13 protein-coding genes and 5 pseudogenes are annotated in these 17,256 nt (G+C 72.4%); 9 read left to right on the top strand and 9 right to left on the bottom strand.

All coding sequences use genetic code 11. From position 1 onward, the window contains the following. Positions 1-24: 24 nt before the first annotated feature. Together ACFC79_RS20575 and hmgA are read right to left on the bottom strand one after the other, a co-directional pair. Positions 25-810 carry a GntR family transcriptional regulator gene (locus ACFC79_RS20575; RefSeq protein WP_376242084.1) on the bottom strand — a complete coding sequence of 262 codons (786 nt, stop codon included), beginning with the start codon at positions 808-810 and terminating at the stop codon, positions 25-27. A 65-nt stretch (positions 811-875) separates the two neighbouring features. Beyond that, positions 876-2,204, bottom strand: coding sequence for a homogentisate 1,2-dioxygenase (gene hmgA / locus ACFC79_RS20580; RefSeq protein WP_376242085.1), 1,329 nt, complete (start codon positions 2,202-2,204; stop codon positions 876-878). A gap of 224 nt (positions 2,205-2,428) precedes the next feature. Between hmgA and ACFC79_RS20585 the strand changes: the two genes are divergently transcribed. The 4 genes and pseudogenes from ACFC79_RS20585 to ACFC79_RS20600 all read left to right on the top strand — a co-directional run. Then, positions 2,429-3,055 carry a TetR/AcrR family transcriptional regulator gene (locus tag ACFC79_RS20585; protein WP_376242260.1) on the top strand — a complete coding sequence of 209 codons (627 nt, stop codon included), beginning with the start codon at positions 2,429-2,431 and terminating at the stop codon, positions 3,053-3,055. A 109-nt stretch (positions 3,056-3,164) separates the two neighbouring features. Then, positions 3,165-5,054, top strand: a pseudogene (locus ACFC79_RS20590) (ABC transporter ATP-binding protein); the annotation flags it as partial. Between the two features lie 290 nt (positions 5,055-5,344). Further along, positions 5,345-5,680: pseudogene (locus tag ACFC79_RS20595) on the top strand (aldehyde dehydrogenase family protein); the annotation flags it as partial. Next, positions 5,673-5,819, top strand: a pseudogene (locus tag ACFC79_RS20600) (alcohol dehydrogenase); the annotation flags it as partial. The pseudogenes ACFC79_RS20595 and ACFC79_RS20600, both read left to right, overlap by 8 nt. 54 nt (positions 5,820-5,873) lie before the next feature. Here ACFC79_RS20600 and ppk2 read toward each other — a convergent pair. From ppk2 to ACFC79_RS20620, 4 genes and pseudogenes are all read right to left on the bottom strand, one after another. Then, positions 5,874-6,899, bottom strand: coding sequence for a polyphosphate kinase 2 (gene ppk2 / locus ACFC79_RS20605; RefSeq protein WP_376242087.1), 1,026 nt, complete (start codon positions 6,897-6,899; stop codon positions 5,874-5,876). Continuing rightward, positions 6,865-7,848, bottom strand: coding sequence for a DMT family transporter (locus ACFC79_RS20610; protein WP_376242089.1), 984 nt, complete (start codon positions 7,846-7,848; stop codon positions 6,865-6,867). Before ACFC79_RS20610 ends, ppk2 begins: the two co-directional genes overlap by 35 nt. A 33-nt stretch (positions 7,849-7,881) precedes the next feature. Next, positions 7,882-8,595 (bottom strand): ArsR/SmtB family transcription factor, encoded by a 714-nt coding sequence (locus ACFC79_RS20615; RefSeq protein ID WP_376242091.1) that lies wholly within the window; start codon positions 8,593-8,595, stop codon positions 7,882-7,884. 15 nt (positions 8,596-8,610) lie between these two features. Beyond that, a pseudogene (locus ACFC79_RS20620) lies at positions 8,611-8,778 on the bottom strand (TetR/AcrR family transcriptional regulator); the annotation flags it as partial. Here ACFC79_RS20620 and ACFC79_RS20625 point away from each other — a divergent pair. The 3 genes and pseudogenes from ACFC79_RS20625 to ACFC79_RS20635 form a co-directional block, all read left to right on the top strand. Then, positions 8,779-9,471: pseudogene (locus ACFC79_RS20625) on the top strand (acyl-CoA dehydrogenase family protein); the annotation flags it as partial. 121 nt (positions 9,472-9,592) lie between these two features. Next, positions 9,593-9,883 (top strand): YiaA/YiaB family inner membrane protein, encoded by a 291-nt coding sequence (locus ACFC79_RS20630; RefSeq protein ID WP_376242093.1) that lies wholly within the window; start codon positions 9,593-9,595, stop codon positions 9,881-9,883. A 143-nt stretch (positions 9,884-10,026) separates the two neighbouring features. After that, positions 10,027-10,653: a TetR/AcrR family transcriptional regulator gene (locus ACFC79_RS20635; protein WP_376242095.1), complete on the top strand. Its 627-nt coding sequence runs from the start codon at positions 10,027-10,029 to the stop codon at positions 10,651-10,653. A gap of 104 nt (positions 10,654-10,757) precedes the next feature. Here ACFC79_RS20635 and ACFC79_RS20640 read toward each other — a convergent pair whose 3' ends face one another. After that, the gene (locus ACFC79_RS20640; protein ID WP_376242097.1) at positions 10,758-11,219 is read right to left on the bottom strand and encodes a MaoC family dehydratase; all 462 of its coding nucleotides are present in this window, start codon (positions 11,217-11,219) and stop codon (positions 10,758-10,760) included. A 324-nt stretch (positions 11,220-11,543) separates the two neighbouring features. Here ACFC79_RS20640 and soxR point away from each other — a divergent pair, with 324 nt between their 5' ends. Further along, complete coding sequence (soxR, locus tag ACFC79_RS20645; protein WP_376242098.1) at positions 11,544-12,017, top strand: redox-sensitive transcriptional activator SoxR; 474 nt, start codon at positions 11,544-11,546, stop codon at positions 12,015-12,017. Positions 12,018-12,145: 128 nt separating this feature from the next. Here soxR and ACFC79_RS20650 read toward each other — a convergent pair whose 3' ends face one another. After that, positions 12,146-12,757 (bottom strand): hypothetical protein, encoded by a 612-nt coding sequence (locus ACFC79_RS20650; RefSeq protein ID WP_376242100.1) that lies wholly within the window; start codon positions 12,755-12,757, stop codon positions 12,146-12,148. Between the two features lie 227 nt (positions 12,758-12,984). Here ACFC79_RS20650 and ACFC79_RS20655 point away from each other — a divergent pair, with 227 nt between their 5' ends. Further along, a complete protein-coding gene (locus tag ACFC79_RS20655; RefSeq protein WP_376242102.1) occupies positions 12,985-15,810 on the top strand; it encodes a penicillin acylase family protein in 2,826 nt (941 codons plus the stop codon). Positions 15,811-15,937: 127 nt separating this feature from the next. On the opposite strand, the gene ACFC79_RS20660 is transcribed toward ACFC79_RS20655, so the two are convergent. Next, the gene (locus ACFC79_RS20660) at positions 15,938-17,212 is read right to left on the bottom strand and encodes an exo-beta-N-acetylmuramidase NamZ domain-containing protein (RefSeq protein WP_376242104.1); all 1,275 of its coding nucleotides are present in this window, start codon (positions 17,210-17,212) and stop codon (positions 15,938-15,940) included. Positions 17,213-17,256 lie beyond the last annotated feature (44 nt).

Consider the following 17,256-nt stretch of genomic DNA (forward strand, 5'->3'; position numbering starts at 1 on the left):
AACGACCTCGCCGACGGGGCGGGGTCAGTGCGCCTCCACGGTCACCGAGAAGGAGAACCGGTCGCCCCGGTAGCGGATCCGCGCCACGTCCACCACCCGGCCGCCCTCCTCGTACGTCACACCCGTGTAGAAGAGGATCGGGCTCAGCAGGGGGACCTGGAGGAGCTCGGCGGTGACGGGGTCGGCGAGGCGCGCCTCGACCGTGTCGGTGATGCGCGCGATCCGGACGCCCACCCGGTCGCGCAGCACCTTGGTCATCGGCCAGCGTTCGAGGTCGGCGACATCGAGCCGGGCCGCCACCTCGGGATGCACCACGTTCTCCGCCCAGTTGGTGGGTTCGTCGCTGTCCCCGTCCCGGCGGAGCCTGCGGTAGCCGACCACCTGCGCACAGTCGGGGAAGTGCTCCCCGAGATCGGCAGGCACGGCGACCGGCCCGTGGTCCAGGACGGCGGTGCGCTCGCCGGACTGCTGCGCCACGATCGCGTCGATCGAGCCCAGCAGCCGGACCGGCGAGACCCGGCGGGCGCGCGGCTCGATGAACGTGCCGCGCCGCCGGTGCCGACTGATCAGCCCCTCCGTCTCCAGCTCCTTGAGCGCCTGGCGCATCGTCAGGACGCTGACGCCGTAGTGCGCGGCGAGCTGCTCCTCGGTCGGCAGCCGGGCCGAGGCGTCCTTCGCGCGCCCCAGTATCGAGGCGCGCAAGGACTGCGAGACCTGGTACCACAGCGGCAGCTTGCGGTTCAGGACCAGCGAGTCGGGGGCGAAGGCGGACCCCTGGGACGGCTGCGGGATCTGAGGCACCTGGGTCACCTGGTCTCTCCGTACTGCGGCGCGGCCGACGCGACGACGCGCGTGCCGGGAAGCGGCGCCGTGGTCTACGGCCTGAAGTTGCGGCTCAGACCCTGCCACACGTCGTCGTAGCCGTGCTGCAGATGATCGGCGGACGCCGCCTGCCCGGTCGCCGTCACCGGCCAGCGGGTCTCGAACATGAAGGCGAGGCCGTCGTCGATCTTCTGCGGTTTCAGCTCCGCCGCGCTCGCCCGGTCGAAGGTCTCCCGGTCCGGGCCGTGCGCCGACATCATGTTGTGCAGCGAGCCGCCGCCCGGCACGAAGCCGCCCTTCCCGGCCGACTTCGCGTCGTACGCGCCCTCGATCAGGCCCATGTACTCGCTCATCACATTGCGGTGGAAGTACGGCGGCCGGAAGGTGTCCTCGCCGACCAGCCAGCGCGGCGCGAAGACGACGAAGTCGACACCGGCGAGACCGGGGGTGTCGGACGGAGAGGTCAGCACCGTGAAGATCGACGGGTCGGGGTGGTCGTAGCTGATCGACCCGATGACGTTGAAGCGGTGCAGGTCGTAGACGTACGGGGTGTGGTTGCCGTGCCAGGCGACGACGTCGAGCGGCGAGTGGTCGTAGGTGGCCGACCAGAGGTTCCCGCAGAACTTGTTGATCACCTCCACGGGGCGTTCCACGTCCTCGTACGCGGCGACCGGTGCGAGGAAGTCCCGCGCGTTCGCCAGACCGTTGGCGCCGATCGGGCCGAGGTCGGGCAGGACGAACGGCCGGCCGTAGTTCTCGCAGACGTAGCCGCGGGCGGTGGCATCGAGCAGCTCCACCCGGAAGCGGACGCCGCGCGGGATCAGCGCGACGTGGCCGGGCTCGGCGCGCAGCAGGCCCAGTTCGGTGCGGAGCAGCAGGCCGCCGTGCTCCGGGACGATCAGCAGCTCGCCGTCCGCGTCGCCGAACACCCGGTCGGTCATGGACGCGTTGGCGTGATAGAGGTGCACGGCCATGCCGGTCCGTTGCGCCGCGTCGCCGTTGCCGCCGAGGGTCCACAGGCCGGTCAGGAAATCCGTCCCGGCGGGGGGCTCGGGCAGCGGGTCCCAGCGCAGCCGGTTGGGGTCGGGCACGGACTCGGTGAACGGGGCGGTGCGCAGCGCGCCGTTGTCGACGCGGACGAACGGCGGGTGGGCGGCCGACGGGCGGATGCGGTAGAGCCAGGAACGGCGGTTGTGCGCGCGCGGTTCGGTGAAGGCCGAGCCGCTCAGCTGCTCCGCGTAGAGGCCGAGCGGGGCGCGCTGGGGGGAGTTGCGGCCGTGCGGCAGGGCCCCGGGCACCGCCTCCGAGCTGTGCTCGTTGCCGAATCCGGGCGAGTACTCAAGCCCCTGTGCCGTCTTCCTCGCCTGCTCGATGCCACCCATGCGCGCTCCCGGTGCCGAAGAAATCCTATGGAACACCGTAGGAATCGGATCGTGGCGCGTCAACGCCATTCGGTGATGTCCGGGATTCCGGGGGTCCGGCGGCGTGCCGGATTTCGGGGTGCGCGCGGGAGGTTCCGGCGGTTGAACAACGCTCTGCTCTCCGTCGCGTGTCCTGACACGGTCCGTCGACGGCCACCGGGCCCGCGCAGGAGCGCCACGGCATGATGGAGCCCGTGCCCCACGAGAACACCAGCCTCCGCCGCGCCCCGGTGCAGCAGCGCAGCGCCGAACGGCTCGCCCGGATACTCGACGCCTGTGCCGAACTCCTCGACGAGACCGGATACGAGCAGCTGTCCACCCGGGCCGTCGCCGTCCGGGCAGGGGTTCCCATCGGCTCCGTCTACCGGTTCTTCTCCAACAAGCGCGCACTCGCCGACGCCCTCGCACGGCGCAACCTGGACAGCTACGCCGAACGCATCGCAGGCCGCCTCGCCGGCATCCCGCCCGCCGACTGGCGCAACGCGATCGACGCCGTCCTGGACGAGTACCTGGCGATGAAGCGCACCGTCGCCGGGTTCGCCCTCGTCGACTTCGGCGCTCCCGCCCCCGCGCCGGACGGCGACTCGGCCGCCGCCGCCAACCAGCGAGTGGCGGGCCGCCTCACCGGCCTCCTCTCCGGGCACCTCGGCCGCCCCGCCGACGAGGATCTGCTCCGCACGATCCTGGTCTGCGTCGAGGCCGCGGACGCGCTCCTGCGCCTCGCCTTCCGCACCGATCCGTCGGGGGACGCCGCCATCGTCGCCGAGACCCGTGCCCTGCTCCGGGCGTACCTCGCGCAGGTCCTGGACTGACACCGGGGCGCACCGCCGTTTCCCCGTGCCGTTGCCGGTCCGGCGGTTCCCGGGCGCGGACCGGACCGGCCGTTGACCTCAAGTCCACTGGAGGTCGTAGGTTCCTGCCATGAGCATGGAAGCCACCGCGTGGACACAGCTCCACAACGTCATGAACGCACAACAGGACCGACGCCCCTTCGACCGGGCCACCCTGCGGCGCATCGCCGCGTTCGCCCGTCCGCACCGGCGCAGGGTCGCTCTGTTCCTGGTGCTGAGCGTGGCGACGGCGCTGCTCGCGGTCGCCACCCCGGTACTCGCCGGTCGCGTCGTGAACGCCATCGTGACCGGCGGGGACACCGGAACCGTGGTACGCCTGTCGCTGCTCATCGCCGCGATCGCCCTCGCGGAGGCGGCCCTCGGCCTGCTCGGCCGCTGGCTCTCGGCGAACCTCGGCGAGGGGCTGATCCTGGATCTGCGCACGGCGGTCTTCGACCATGTGCAGCGGATGCCGGTCGCGTTCTTCACCCGCACCCGCACCGGCGCACTCGTCAGCCGCCTCAACAACGACGTCATCGGCGCCCAACGCGCCTTCAGCAACACGCTGTCCGGAGTCGTCAGCAATGTGGTGACCCTGCTCCTCACCCTCGGGGTCATGCTCTCCATCTCCTGGCAGATCACGGTGCTGGCCCTGGTGCTGCTGCCGGTGTTCGTGCTGCCCGCGCGCCGGATGGGCGCCCGGATGGCGCGACTTCAGCGGGAGGCGGCGGCCCACAACGCCGCGATGGGGACGCGGATGACCGAGCGCTTCTCCGCACCGGGCGCCACTCTGATCAAGCTCTTCGGCCGGCCCGCCGACGAGTCCGCCGAGTTCGCCGCCAGGGCGGGCCGGGTGCGTGACATCGGGGTGCGCACGGCCATGGCGCAGTCCGCGTTCATCACCGCCCTCACCCTGGTGTCGGCACTGGCGCTCGCCCTGGTCTACGGGCTCGGCGGGTTCTACGCGCTGCGCGGGCAGTTGGACGCGGGCGCGGTCGTCGCCCTCGCCCTGCTGCTGACCCGGTTGTACGCGCCGCTCACCGCGCTCGCCGGTGCCCGCGTCGAGGTGATGAGCGCCCTGGTCAGCTTCGAGCGGGTCTTCGAGGTCCTCGACCTCACGCCCCTGATCGACCAGAAGCCGGACGCGCGGACCGTTCCCGAGGGCCCGGTGTCCGTGGAGTTCGACAAGGTGCGGTTCGGCTACCCGTCCGCCGACAAGGTCTCCCTCGCCTCGCTGGAGGACGTCGCGACGCTGGACACCCGCGACGGCGGCGAGGTGCTGCGCGGCGTCTCGTTCCGCGCCGAACCCGGCCAGACCGTTGCGCTCGTGGGCTCCTCCGGCGCGGGCAAGTCGACCATCGCGCAACTGCTGCCGCGTCTGTACGACACCGACGAGGGCGCGGTGCGCATCGGGGGCATCGACGTGCGCGACCTGTCCGCCGACACCCTGCGCGACACCCTCGGCATGGTCACCCAGGACGGCCACCTCTTCCACGAGTCGGTGCGCGCGAACCTCCTGCTGGCCAGGCCCGACGCCACCGAGGAGGACCTCTGGGACGCGCTGCGCCGCTCACGCCTGGACGGCCTGGTCGCCTCGCTGCCCGACGGACTCGACACCGTCGTCGGCGAACGCGGCTACCGGCTCTCCGGCGGCGAACGCCAGCGGCTGACCATCGCCCGGCTGCTGCTGGCCCGCCAGCGCGTCGTCATCCTCGACGAGGCCACCGCCCATCTGGACAACACCTCCGAGGCGGCCGTCCAGGAGGCCCTGACCGAGGCGCTCGCCGGGCGCACCGCGGTCGTGATCGCCCACCGCCTGTCCACCGTGCGGGCCGCCGATCTCATCCTGGTGGTGGAGGCCGGGCTGATCGTGGAGCGCGGCACCCACGACCAACTGCTCGCCGCGGGCGGCAGGTACGAGGAGCTGTACCGCACGCAGTTCGCGAGCCCCGATTCCGGGAGCCCGGAGCCCGCGAGCCCGGAATCCGGGAGCGGCGGGCTCACCAGCCCCGAGTCGGCGAACCCGGAGTCCGCGGATCCGGAGTCCGGGGACGCCGGTTCCGGGAGCGCTCGGTCCGGCGGGCGCGGAACGGAGCCCGTGGGGCTCGGCTGACGGGCGGCGGCCACCGGTGCGGCCCCGAGCCGCGGCGGGGCAGGGCCGGTGGCATCGTGACGGGAGCCATGACGGCGGACCCCGGCGCCGAAAAACTCACACCGCTGGTTTGGGTGCGGAGCACGACACCGCAGCCGCGGCACCCCGGGAGGAACGCGATGAGGGCCCACGACGGCATGTGCATCGACGGCGCATGGCGGCCCGCCGTGGGCACGGACACCATCGCGGTGGTCGACCCGGTGAACGAGCAGGTCATCGACCACGTCCCGGCGGGCGGGGCCGAGGACGTCGACGCCGCCGTGGCCGCCGCGCGCCGGGCGCCGGCGGCCTGGGCGGCCACCCCGCCCGTCGGGCGCGCCGCGCGGATCGCCGCCCTGCGCGACGTCCTCGTCGCCCGCAAGGACGAGATCGCGGCGACCGCCACCGCCGAACTCGCCGCGCCGCCGCGGTTCTCCCGGGCGGTGCACGCGGCCCTGCCGATCGCGGTTGCCGGTCCTCGCCGAGCACATCCGGGCGGGCCGGTTCGATCTCCCCACGATGGTCACCGAACGGATCGGGCTGGAGGGCATCCCGGCCGCCTTCGGCCGCATGGTCGAGGGCAGGGGAGGGCGTGCGCTCGTGGTCTTCCCGTAGGCGGGCCCGCCGTCCCGGGCGTCGTCCCCGGTCCGGCCCGCCGGCCGCCCGCGGTCATGCGAAGGGGCCCTCCTGCGCCCGCTCGGTGGTGAGCAGCCGGGCGTCCATCTCGCCGCGCTCGAAGAGCCGGGAGGCCGGGCCGACGATCAGCGGGTCCGGCTCGCCGACCACGTCCTGGTCCTTGTCCGGGTAGTCGAAGCGGTGCAGCACGTGCCGGATCGCCTCCAGCCGGGCCCGCTTCTTGTCGTTGCTCTTCACCACCGTCCAGGGCGCGTCCGCCGTGTCCGTGTGGAACAGCATCAGTTCCTTCGCCTCGGTGTACGCGTCCCATTTGTCGAGCGAGGCGAGGTCGACCGGGCTGAGCTTCCACTGCCGCACCGGATCGATCTGCCGGATCATGAAGCGGTTGCGCTGCTCGTTGCGCGAGACCGAGAACCAGAATTTCACCAGGTGGATGCCGTCCCGGGCGAGCATCCGCTCGAACCCGGGTGCCTGGTGCATGAATTCGAGGTACTCGCGGGTGGTGCAGAAGCCCATCACCCGCTCCACCCCCGCCCGGTTGTACCAGGACCGGTCGAACAGCACGATCTCCCCGGCGGACGGCAGATGAGCCGCGTACCGCTGGAAGTACCACTGGGTGCGTTCGCGTTCGGTGGGCTTCTCCAGTGCGACCACCCGGGCACCGCGCGGGTTGAGGTGTTCGGTGAAGCGCTTGATGGTGCCGCCCTTGCCCGCGGCGTCGCGCCCCTCGAAGAGGATGATGATGCGCTCGCCGTGCTCCTTCACCCAGTACTGGAGCTTGAGCAGTTCGATCTGGAGGGAGCGCTTGGACTTCTCGTACGCCCTCCGGCCGAGTTTGTTCGGGTACGGGTAGTCCTCGCGCCAGGCGTCCCGGGCCCGGCCCTCGGGCGTCACCAGCACCGGATCGTCGTCTCCGCTGTCGACCACGCCGAAGCCGCGCAGCCGGGGGCCGCCGTGGCGGGCCGCGTCGGCGAGGGCGTCGGGTGCGGTGTCCCGGGCGGGGGCCCGCTTCTTCTCCGTCCGGCTACGACCGGTCGGCTCCTTCGCGCTCCGCGTCATGTCGGCGTCCCTCCACCGGCTGTGCCGGACTCTTCCGCGTCAGGCCAGTCTGCGTACGCGTCCGGGAGACCGCCACCCCGGCCAGGCAGAGCAGGCCCCCGCCGACGGTGAGCGGTGCGGGTACCTCGTCCAGCAGCAGCCAGGACAGTGCCACCACCAGCGCGGGCACCGCGTAGGTGGTGGCGCCCATCCGCCCCGCGGTGGTCCGGGCGAGCGCGTAGGCCCAGGTGGTGAATGCCAGCGCGGTCGGGAAGAGCCCCAGGTAGACCACGTTCAGGGTGGCCGACAGGGGCGCCTCGGCGGCCTCGGAGACCAGCGCGCCCGAGAACGGCAGACAGCCGACGGTACCGACCAGGCAACCGAACGCGGTGACCTGGAGGGCCGAGCCGTGCCGCAGGGCGGGCTTCTGGACGACCACCCCGGCCGCGTACGCCACCGCCGCCAGCACACAGAGCCCCACCCCCGGCACCGACGCGTCGCCGTCCCCCGACATCGACGACCCGACCACGACGGCGCCCGCGACCGACACCGCCATGCCCGCCAGCAGCCTCCTCGGCAGCGCCTCGGCGAGCACCCGGGCAGCCAGCAGCGCGATCAGCAGCGGACCGGTGTTCACCACCATCGCCGCCGTTCCCGCGTCGACCAGCCGTTCGGCCTGGTTGAGCACCACGGTGTAGAGACCGAACCACAACAGCCCGGACCACAGGATCCCCGGCCACGCGGCCCGCGGCGGCAGCCCCTCCCGCCTCAGCAGCAGGAGCGTGCCGAGGGCCAGGGAACCCGCGAGCAGCCGGCCGAGCGCGAGCGCCCCGGGCGAGTAGGCCTCGCCCGCGCTGCGGATGGAAACGAAGGCGGAGGCCCACAGCAGCACGGTGGTGCAGGCGGCGGCGATGGCCCGCCCGTCACGACGGGGCACGTTTCCGGCCGCCGTCTCGCAGTTCGTCGTCATGGTCACGACCGTAGGGGCGGGACTCTTCGGCAGCTACCGAAGTGTGGCCGGCTCGATGCCGAGGTGTTCGAGCAGCGCCCGCTCCCCGGCCGCGGTCGCCCTCACCGCACGCCCGGTCCCGATCCGGACGCACCAGCCGACGTCCAGCATGTGGCGGCACAGCGCGGCGCCCGCGAGTCCGGCCAGGTGCGGCCGACGCTCGGTCCAGTCCAGACAGCTCCGTACCAGCGGACGCCGCGACCGCGGCGTCAGGGCGATGCCCAGGGCGGTGAACCAGTCGACGCCGTCGCGGGTGAGGGCGAATCCGGTGTCCCGCTCCAGCAGGCCGCGCGCCGACATGGCGTCCGTGATCGCGAGGCCGAGCCGCCCGGCGAGGTGGTCGTAGCAGGTGCGGCCGCGGGCCAGCGCGCTGTCGGCGCTCGCCGCGGCCAGGGTGCGCGGCGGGCGGGCGGGGGAGCCGGGGACCACCCGGGCCGCCAGGTCCTCGACGAGGTGCGCGGCCCGTTCGTCGGCGAGCCGCAGATAGCGGTGGCGGCCCTGGCGTTCCTCGGCCAGCAGCCCGCCCGCGACGAGCCTGTGGAGATGCTCGCTGGCGGTGGACGGCGCCACCGAGGCGTGCCGGGCCAGTTCGCCCGCGGTCCAGGCGCGGCCGTCGAGCAGGGCCAGGCAGAAGGCGGCGCGGGTGTCGTCGGCGAGCAGTGCGGCCAGGGCGGCGAGCCGGGGCGCTGCCGGGTCGGGGTGTGCCATGCCCTCCAGGATGCGTCAGGGACGGTTCGGCGCGTGCCGAAGTGTCCCGGCGCGCGCCAGTTGCTCGTACTGGAGGGAGAGACCGTCGATCAGCGCCCGCAGCCCGGTTTCGAACGCTCCTTCGTCGACCTGTTCCCCGCGTTCGGTGAGCAGGTGCGCCCGGCCGAGGTGCGGATAGTCGGCAAGATGTTCATCACCAACGGCACCTGGGCCGATGTGGTGCTGTTCTTCGCCCGCACCGGCGACGCCCCCGGCCACCGGGGCATTTCCGCCTTCCTCGTCCCGGCGGACACCCCCGGACTCGGCCGCCGCGCCATCCACGGCAAGCCCGGACTGCGCGGCCGGGCCACCGCGGAACTGGTCCTGGAGGACGTGCGGGTACCCGCGTCGGCGCTCCTGGGCCCGGAGGGCAAGGGCTTCTCCGTCGCGATGTCGGCGCCGGCCAAGGGGCGGATGTCGGTCGCGGCGGGATGCGTCGGCATCGCACGGGCCGCCCTGGACGCCGCCGTGGCGTACGCGGGCGAGCGCGAGCAGTTCTGCAGGCCCATCGCGAGCCGTCAACTCGTCCAGGAGCTCATCGGCGACATCGCCGTCGACGTCGACGCCGCCCGGCTGCTGACCTGGCGGGTGGCCGACCTGATCGACCGGGGAGAGGAGTTCGCCACCGCCGCGTCCACGGCGAAACTCTTCGCCTCCGAGGCTGCCGTCCGTGCTGCCGACAACGCCCTCCAGGTCTTCGGCGGTTACGGCCGCGTCGACGAGTACCCGGTCGGCAAGCTGCTGCGCGACGCCCGCGTGATGACCCCGTACGAGGGCACCGGTCAGATCCAGAAGCTCATCACCGGCCGCGCGCTCACGGGGGTCTCCGCCTTCTGAGTTCCGCTGTTCCGCCGTGCGAGGTCTCTTCGCCCCGTCCGGATGTCGAACGGCAGTCTGAGTACGGCGCTGAGTACGCGGACGGATGTGGCGTACGCCACGTCGCCCGATGCTGAGCCGCATGAGTGACACATCCTCGGTCAAGCAGCAGAGCACTGCCGCCTTCTACGGCCAGGCCGTCGCGTCCTTCGGGGTGGCGATCGCCGCAGTGGCGTTCGGCATCTATTCCCTGGACGCCGACGGCTGGGTCCGCGGCTTCCTCGCGATCAGCGTCCTCTACCTCGTCACCTCCTGCTTCACCCTGGCCAAGGTGGTCCGGGACCGGCAGGAGGCGGGGCAGCTCGTGAGCCGCGTCGACCAGGCCCGCCTGGAGAAGATCCTCTCCGAGCACGACCCCTTCCAGAAGCTCTGAGCCGGACCGCTCGCACCGGGCTGCGGGGCGATCCGGAATCGGGTCCGCCCCCGAGTGGTGCCGCGGGCGCGCGCCGGACACCCTAAGCGCTTGCTCAGTTCGGGGTATGGTGTGCGTCCTGGTGACGAGAGGGGCGAGCGATCATGAGCACGGCGGCCGAGGAGACCGACGGCGACGGTTCGCCGTGGGCCGAGGTGACACCGGAGGCGGCCAGGCGGCTCCTCGTCGCCGCCGTCGACGCCTTCGCCGAGCGCGGTTACCACGCCACGACCACCCGTGACATCGCCGGCCGGGCGGGGATGAGTCCCGCCGCGCTCTACATCCACTACAAGACGAAGGAAGAGCTGCTCCACCGGATCAGCAGGATCGGTCACGACCGCGCGCTGTCCGTCCTGGAGGCCGCGGCCGACGCGGACGGCACCGCCGCCGAGCGCCTGGCCGAGGCCGTACGGTCCTTCGTCCGCTGGCACGCCGAGCGGCACACCACCGCCCGCGTGGTCCAGTACGAACTCGACGCGCTCGGCGAGGAGCACCGGGCCGAGATCGTCGAACTGCGCCGCAGGACCGACGCGGTGGTGCGCCGGATCATCGGCGAGGGCGTACGGGCCGGGGAGTTCGACGTCCCCGACGTGCCGGGCACCACGCTCGCGGTGCTCTCGCTCTGCATCGACGTGGCGCGCTGGTTCAACACGCGGGGCAGCCGGACACCGGACGAGGTCGGCGAACTCTACGCCGGCCTCGTGCTCCGCATGGTCGCCGCCGAGCGGTAGCGGCGGGCCGGCGGTCCCGCCCGGCCCCGGGACGAGCCGTCGGGCGGCGCGTCCCGTTCATGCCCCGCGGGCCCGGGAGCGGTCGTACCGGAAGTGTCGGCCGCTCAGAAGTAGTAGCGGGACACCGACTCGGCCACGCACACCGGCTTGTCGCCGCCCTCGCGCTCGACCGTGACGGACGCCGTGACCTGGACGCCGCCCCCGGCTTCCGCCACGTCCCGCAGCACGGCCGTCGCGCGCAGCCGGGAGCCCACGGGCACGATGGACGGGAAGCGCACCTTGTTCGTGCCGTAGTTGATGCCCATCTTCATGCCCTCGACCCGCATGACCTGCGGCACGAGCACCGGCAGCAGCGACAGCGTGAGATAGCCGTGCGCGATCGTGGTTCCGAACGGTCCGTCCGCCGCCCGCTCCGGGTCCACGTGGATCCACTGGTGGTCACCGGTGGCCTCGGCGAAGAGGTCGATCCTCTTCTGGTCGACCTCCAGCCACTCGCTGTGGCCCAACTCCTCGCCCACCGCATCGCGCAGCTCCTGCGCGGACGTGAAGATCCTCGGCTCTGCCATGTCCCTGGTCCCTGCCCTTCCCGCTGTCGGTCGTCCGGGGTCGTGCGCTCCCGGACGGAGCGTCCGGGACGGCGGGCGGCCCTCCGTTCCCGGGCCTGTCCAAGCGCTTGCTCAGCATGGTTGGCGGGTGCGTTCCTGTCAACGACCGGCCCCGTCGGCGGCGGTCCGACGCGGTCCCGGCCACGACGGGCGGGGGAGGAGGGGGCGTTCGCGGTCTTCGGCCCCGCGGCCGGAGCCGGGGCGGCCGACGCGGGGCCGGGGCCGGGGGCCTCGAATGCCGTGAAGCCGGCCGATCGCCGCGGGCGAGGTCGTAGGGTGGGCGGAGTGCCCCAGATCCCACAGACACTCCAGGAACTCACGGTCGGCCAGCTCTCCGCGCGCAGCGGCGCCGCCGTCTCGGCCCTGCACTTCTACGAGGCCAAGGGCCTGATCAAGAGCCGCCGCACCAGTGGCAACCAACGCCGTTTCACCAGGGACGCATTGCGCAGGGTCGCGTTCATCCGCGCGGCACAACGGGTGGGCATTCCGCTCGCCACCATCCGGGACGCCCTTGCCCGGCTCCCCGACGAACGCACTCCGAACCGCCACGACTGGGCGCGGCTCTCCGCGGCCTGGCGCTCCGAACTCGACGAGCGGATCGAGCAGTTGGGCCGACTGCGGGACCATCTCACCGACTGCATCGGCTGCGGCTGTCTGTCGTTGGAGACCTGTGTGCTCTCCAACCCGAACGATGTCTCCGGCAGTCGGTTCAGCGGTTCGCGCCTGATGCCGGAACAGACGTCGGCCGACGGCGCGTAGCGTGGACGGCCGTGGCGGATCGCCCGCGACGGCCGGTGGGCGGCCGGTCCCCGTGGGCGCGGGCGGCGGTGGCCGGTGCCGGGCACCCGGCCGGGCCGCGACCGTCCTCGGAGGGGCGGCGCCGCCGGTCAGGCCGCCGACGCCAGGTCCCGCTGTCGTGCGTTGCGTGCCCTCGACAGCGCCCCGGTCGTGAGCACCGGGCGGGGCACCAGGATTCCGCACCCCGCGCAGACCGGGCCGGGCGGCCGGTCGTACGTCGGGTCCGGCCGCCAGTCGATCTCGGTGCCCGCGCACACCGGGCAGGCCGCGCCCGGCTCCGACTCCAGGGCGGCGATCAGTCGGCCGAGGACCTCGGCGAGCGGTGCCGCGGGATGAATGCTCGGGTCCGCGCAGCGGGCGACCCCGTTGCCGCCCCAGGTGCGCCGGTGCCAGTCGTCGAACGCGGCGGGCCTGCGCAGCCCGTCGTGCTTCTCGCGCCTGCGCCGCGCGGCGAAGGACGCCTCGTAGTCGAGCCAGACGTTCCGCGCCGCCTCCAGCTCGTCCAGGGCGCGCACCAGTCGCACCGGGTCGGGGGACCGGTCCTCGGGCTCGATCCCGTGCCGACTGCACAGATGATCCCAGGTCGCCCGGTGCCCGTAGGGGGCGAACCGCTCCAGGCACTTGCGCAGCGAATACCGCCGCAGTGCCAGGTCGCCCCGCGGATCTCGGACCTGTCTCGCAAGACTTCGGAATCCGGCCATTGCGCCACCACCTCCGTCGCTCGTACTTCGGCGTCACCCGATAGACGAATGGGCACCCGATTCGGATCCCGAGCCACGCAAGTCTGTCTGGAATGTGAGAGGCGTCTCCGCTGCGAGGGGTCGGCGCGGCGGCATGTGACGATTCGGAAAAAGTGACTGGTGCTCACCTTACCGACGGGTCGTACCGCCAGTAACCTCCGGCCCATCGGCCACTCGGAGGAGCCCGCATGCCCCCACGCACCGTCATGTCCCAAGCCGCCACCGCGGCGGCGGTCCTCGTCCTCGGCACCACCCTGCTGGCCGCGGCGCCGCAGTCCGGCGCCGCGGCGCCGGGAACCGCCGCCACCGACTACTGCCAGGGGCGGTGCGACGACATCCTGCCGCCCGGCGAGAACGGCAACGCCACCCTCGTCGAGATCCTCGGCAACAAGGCGTTCGGCACACACCCCGCGCACAGCGACGACCAACTCGACCGCTACAACGGCCTGGTGGCCGGGCACACCACCCTCACCGACAAGAAGCTCACCGACTTCTTCAACGACGCCTCGTTCGGCGTCCCCGAGGACCGGGTCGAGTCCGTCACCTCGCCGCGCGACGACGTCACCATCACCCGCGACAAGGCGACCGGTGTCCCGCACATCAAGGGCACGACCCGCTACGGCACCGAGTTCGGCGCCGGATACGCGGCCGGGCAGGACCGGCTGTGGCTGATGGACCTCTTCCGGCACATCGGCCGCGGCGAGCTCACCTCGTTCGCCGGCGGCGCGCTCGCCAACCAGGGCCTGGAGCAGCAGTTCTGGCCGCAGGCCCCGTACACCGAGGCCGACCTCGAAGCCCAGGTCGACTACATCCGGACCCACGAGGGTGCCCGCGGCGAGCAGGCCATGGCGGACGCCCAGGCCTACGTCGACGGCATCAACGCCTACCGCGAGAAGTCCAAGAACGGCCGCTACTTCCCCGGCGAGTACGTGCTCACCGGCAAGATCGACGCCATCACCAACGTCGGGGAGATCCAGCCGTTCAAGCTGACCGACCTGATCTCGATCGCCTCCGTGGTCGGCGGACAGTTCGGCGGCGGGGGCGGCGGCGAGGTGCAGGCGGCGCTCTCGCTGCTCGCTGCCCAGCAGAAGTACGGGGTCGCCGAGGGGACCCGCGTCTGGGAGTCGTTCCGCCAGCGCAACGACCCCGAGACGGTGCTGACGATCCACGACGGCACCGCGTTCCCGTACGCGGGCAAGCCCGACAAGGCAGTGGGCACCGCGCTGCCCGATGCCGGGTCCGTCACGGCCGAGCAACTGATCCACGACCGCACCGGCTCCGCGGGCACCGACCGCAAGACGCCGGTCGAGGCCCCGGCATCCCTCAAGAAGGCCCAGGGCCTCTTCGACGACGGCGTCATCCCCGAGGGCTCGCTGCCCGGTTCCGGATCCGGCGCCCAGAAACGCGGCATGTCCAACGCCCTGCTGGTCTCCGGCAAGCACACCGCGAGCGGAAACCCGATCGCCGTGTTCGGCCCGCAGACCGGCTACTTCGCGCCGCAGCTGATGATGCTCCAGGAGCTCCAGGGTCCCGGCATCAGCGCCCGCGGTGTCTCCTTCGCCGGTGTCGGCATGTACATCCAGATGGGCCGCGGCCAGGACTACGCCTGGAGCGCCACCTCGGCCGGGCAGGACATCACCGACACCTACGCCGTCGAGCTGTGCGAACCCGACGGCTCCGCGCCCACCAAGGACTCCACGCACTACCTCTACCGCGGCGCCTGCACCGCCATGGAGACGCTGGAGCGCACCAACTCCTGGAAGCCGACCGTCGCCGACTCCACCGCGAAGGGCTCCTACCGGATGCAGGTCCGGCGCACGAACTACGGGGTCGTCACCCACCGTGCCACCGTGGGCGGCAAGCCCGTCGCCTACACCTCGCTGCGCAGCACCTACCGCCACGAGGCCGACTCGATCGTCGGCTTCCAGATGCTCAACGACCCGGACTACGTCAAGGACGCCGCCTCGTTCCAGCGCGCGGCGAGCAACATCGACTACGCGTTCAACTGGTTCTACGCCGACTCCCGCACCGCCGCCTACTACAACAGCGGCATGAACCCGGTGCGGGCGAAGGGCGTCGACCCGGCGCTGCCCGTCCGGGCCGAGAAGGCCTACGAGTGGAAGGACTTCGACCCGGCCGCCAACACCTCCGCGTACACGCCGTTCGCCGAGCACCCGAACTCCAGCGGCCAGGACTACTACATCTCCTGGAACAACAAGCAGGCCGAGGGGTACGCCGCCGCGGGCTTCGGGCTCGGCGCGGTGCACCGGGGCGACCTGCTGGACGACCGGGTGGCGAAGCTGGTCGCGGAGGGCGGTGTGACCCGGGCCTCCCTCACCCGGGCCATGGCCGAGGCCGCGGTCACCGACCTGCGCGGCGAACAGCTGCTGCCGGAACTGCTGAAGGTGATCCGCTCGGCGCCGGTCGCCGACCCCGAGCTGAACGGCGTGGTCCAGCAGCTGGAGTCCTGGCGGGCGGCCGGATCGCAGCGCCGGGAGAACAGCCCGGGTTCGCATGCCTACACGTACGCCGACGCGGTCCGGATCATGGACGCGTGGTGGCCCGCACTCGTCGAGGCCGAGTTCGGGCCGGGGCTGGGCGACGACCTGTTCCGGGCGCTGACCGCCAACCTCGCCACCGACGAGTCCCCGGCGGCCGCCCACGGACCGAGCGGCGCGCACAGCGGTTCGGCCTTCCAGTACGGCTGGTGGGGTTTCGTGGACAAGGACCTGCGCAAGGTCCTGGGACAGCGGGTCGAGGGCCCGCTGGCGAAGACCTACTGCGGGGGCGGTGACCTCGCCGCCTGCCGCGACGCGCTGCTGACCACGCTGAAGGCGGCGGCGGCGAAGCCGGCCGCGGAGGTCTATCCCGGCGACGGCACCTGCAAGGCCGGCGAGCAGTGGTGCTCCGACTCGATCAACCACCGCCCGCTGGGCGGGATCGAGCAGAAGTCCCTGCACTGGCAGAACCGTCCGACCTACCAGCAGGTGGTGGAGTTCCCCGCCCACCGGTAGGCGTCACGTCACTGCCGACGGCGGTGGGGGGACGACGTCCGCGGGGCGGGTCCGAGATCTCGGGCCCGCCCCGCGCGGCACCTGCGGCGGGCCGGGCCCGCGCCGCGCGAGCCCCGCCCGGTGCGTCTCACCGGTACTGGAGGTACCTCTTGCGGACGGTCCGGAAGGCGGCGAGATCCTGCGCCCAGGCCCCGACCACCTCGTCCGTGTCCGCCCCGGCGTCGATCATCGTGCGGACCCGGGTGTTGCCGGTGAGCTTGTCGATCCAGTTGTCGGAACGCCAGGCGAAGCCGCTCCAGGTCCGCTTCGCCGTCACCAGCAGCCCGATGCCCGTGCGCACCGGATCGAAGGCCGCGCGGTCGTGGACGTGCAACTGCACCCCGCCGACCGTCTTCCCCTCGAACTTCGAGAACGTCGGCGCGAAGTATGCCTCGCGGAACGTGACCCCCAAAAGGCCCAGCGTGTTCGCCGCATCCGCCCAGCGGTGGTCGATGCCCTCCGCGCCCAGCAGTTCGAACGGCCGGGTCGTGCCCCGCCCCTCGGAGAGGTTCGTGCCCTCGAACAGGCAGGTTCCCGGGTAGACCAGCGCGGTGTCCGGGGTCGGCATGTTGGGGCTCGGCGGCACCCACGGCAGCCCCGTCGCGTCGAAGAAGTCCGAGCGCTTCCAGCCCGACATCGTCACGATCCGCAGGTCCACCGGCCGGTCCAGGAACTCCGCGTTGAACAGCAGCGCCAGTTCGGTGACCGTCATGCCGTGCGCCTGCGCGATCTCCCGGCGGCCCACGAACGTGGCGAACGCCGGGTCGAGGACCGGGCCCAGCGCAGCCCGCCCGGTCACCGGGTTCGGCCGGTCCAGCACGACGAACCGCTTGCCCGCGAGGGCCGCCGCCTCCATGCAGTCGTAGAGAGTCCAGATGTACGTGTAGAAGCGGGCTCCCGCGTCCTGGATGTCGAAGACCACCGTGTCCACGCCGGAGGCGGTGAACACGTCGGCGAGCGGCTGACCGCTCTTCAGATACGTGTCGTAGACCGGCAGTCCGGTCGCCGGGTCGTCGTACCGCCCTTCGGAGCCACCGGCCTGCGCGGTGCCGCGGAAGCCGTGCTCGGGGCCGAAGACGGCGATCAGGTCCACCCGGTCGTCCGGGTGCATCACGTCGACGATGTGCCGCACGTCGGAGGTGATTCCCGTCGGGTTGGTGACCACCCCGACCTTCTGCCCCCTCAACAGTCGGTAGCCGTCCTCGGCCAGCCGGTCGAAGCCGGTGCGGACCCGGGGGCGGCCGTTGCCGTGCCCTCTGCCGGGCGTCGGCGCGGCGACCGCGGTCCCACTGCCGGAGGCCGTTGCCGCGAGGGCGCCCACCGCGCCGCCGGCGGCCAGCAAACCACGTCTGGACAGGCTCATTCGGCTACCTCCATGATCGCGACGTCTGTCATGGTCACGCACGC

The sequence above is a fragment of the Streptomyces sp. NPDC056061 genome (assembly GCF_042266885.1).
In the GTDB taxonomy this organism is placed as follows: Bacteria; Actinomycetota; Actinomycetes; order Streptomycetales; family Streptomycetaceae; genus Streptomyces.

Coding starts and splice junctions, on each gene's coding strand:
- hmgA (WP_376242085.1), bottom strand. CDS start 2,204: ATGGGTGGCATCGAGCAGGCGAGGAAGACGGCACAGGGGCTTGAGTAC.
- ACFC79_RS20585 (WP_376242260.1), top strand. CDS start 2,429: ATGGAGCCCGTGCCCCACGAGAACACCAGCCTCCGCCGCGCCCCGGTG.
- ppk2 (WP_376242087.1), bottom strand. CDS start 6,899: ATGACGCGGAGCGCGAAGGAGCCGACCGGTCGTAGCCGGACGGAGAAG.
- ACFC79_RS20610 (WP_376242089.1), bottom strand. CDS start 7,848: ATGACGACGAACTGCGAGACGGCGGCCGGAAACGTGCCCCGTCGTGAC.
- ACFC79_RS20615 (WP_376242091.1), bottom strand. CDS start 8,595: ATGGCACACCCCGACCCGGCAGCGCCCCGGCTCGCCGCCCTGGCCGCA.
- ACFC79_RS20630 (WP_376242093.1), top strand. CDS start 9,593: ATGAGTGACACATCCTCGGTCAAGCAGCAGAGCACTGCCGCCTTCTAC.
- ACFC79_RS20635 (WP_376242095.1), top strand. CDS start 10,027: ATGAGCACGGCGGCCGAGGAGACCGACGGCGACGGTTCGCCGTGGGCC.
- ACFC79_RS20640 (WP_376242097.1), bottom strand. CDS start 11,219: ATGGCAGAGCCGAGGATCTTCACGTCCGCGCAGGAGCTGCGCGATGCG.
- ACFC79_RS20650 (WP_376242100.1), bottom strand. CDS start 12,757: ATGGCCGGATTCCGAAGTCTTGCGAGACAGGTCCGAGATCCGCGGGGC.
- ACFC79_RS20655 (WP_376242102.1), top strand. CDS start 12,985: ATGCCCCCACGCACCGTCATGTCCCAAGCCGCCACCGCGGCGGCGGTC.
- ACFC79_RS20660 (WP_376242104.1), bottom strand. CDS start 17,212: ATGAGCCTGTCCAGACGTGGTTTGCTGGCCGCCGGCGGCGCGGTGGGC.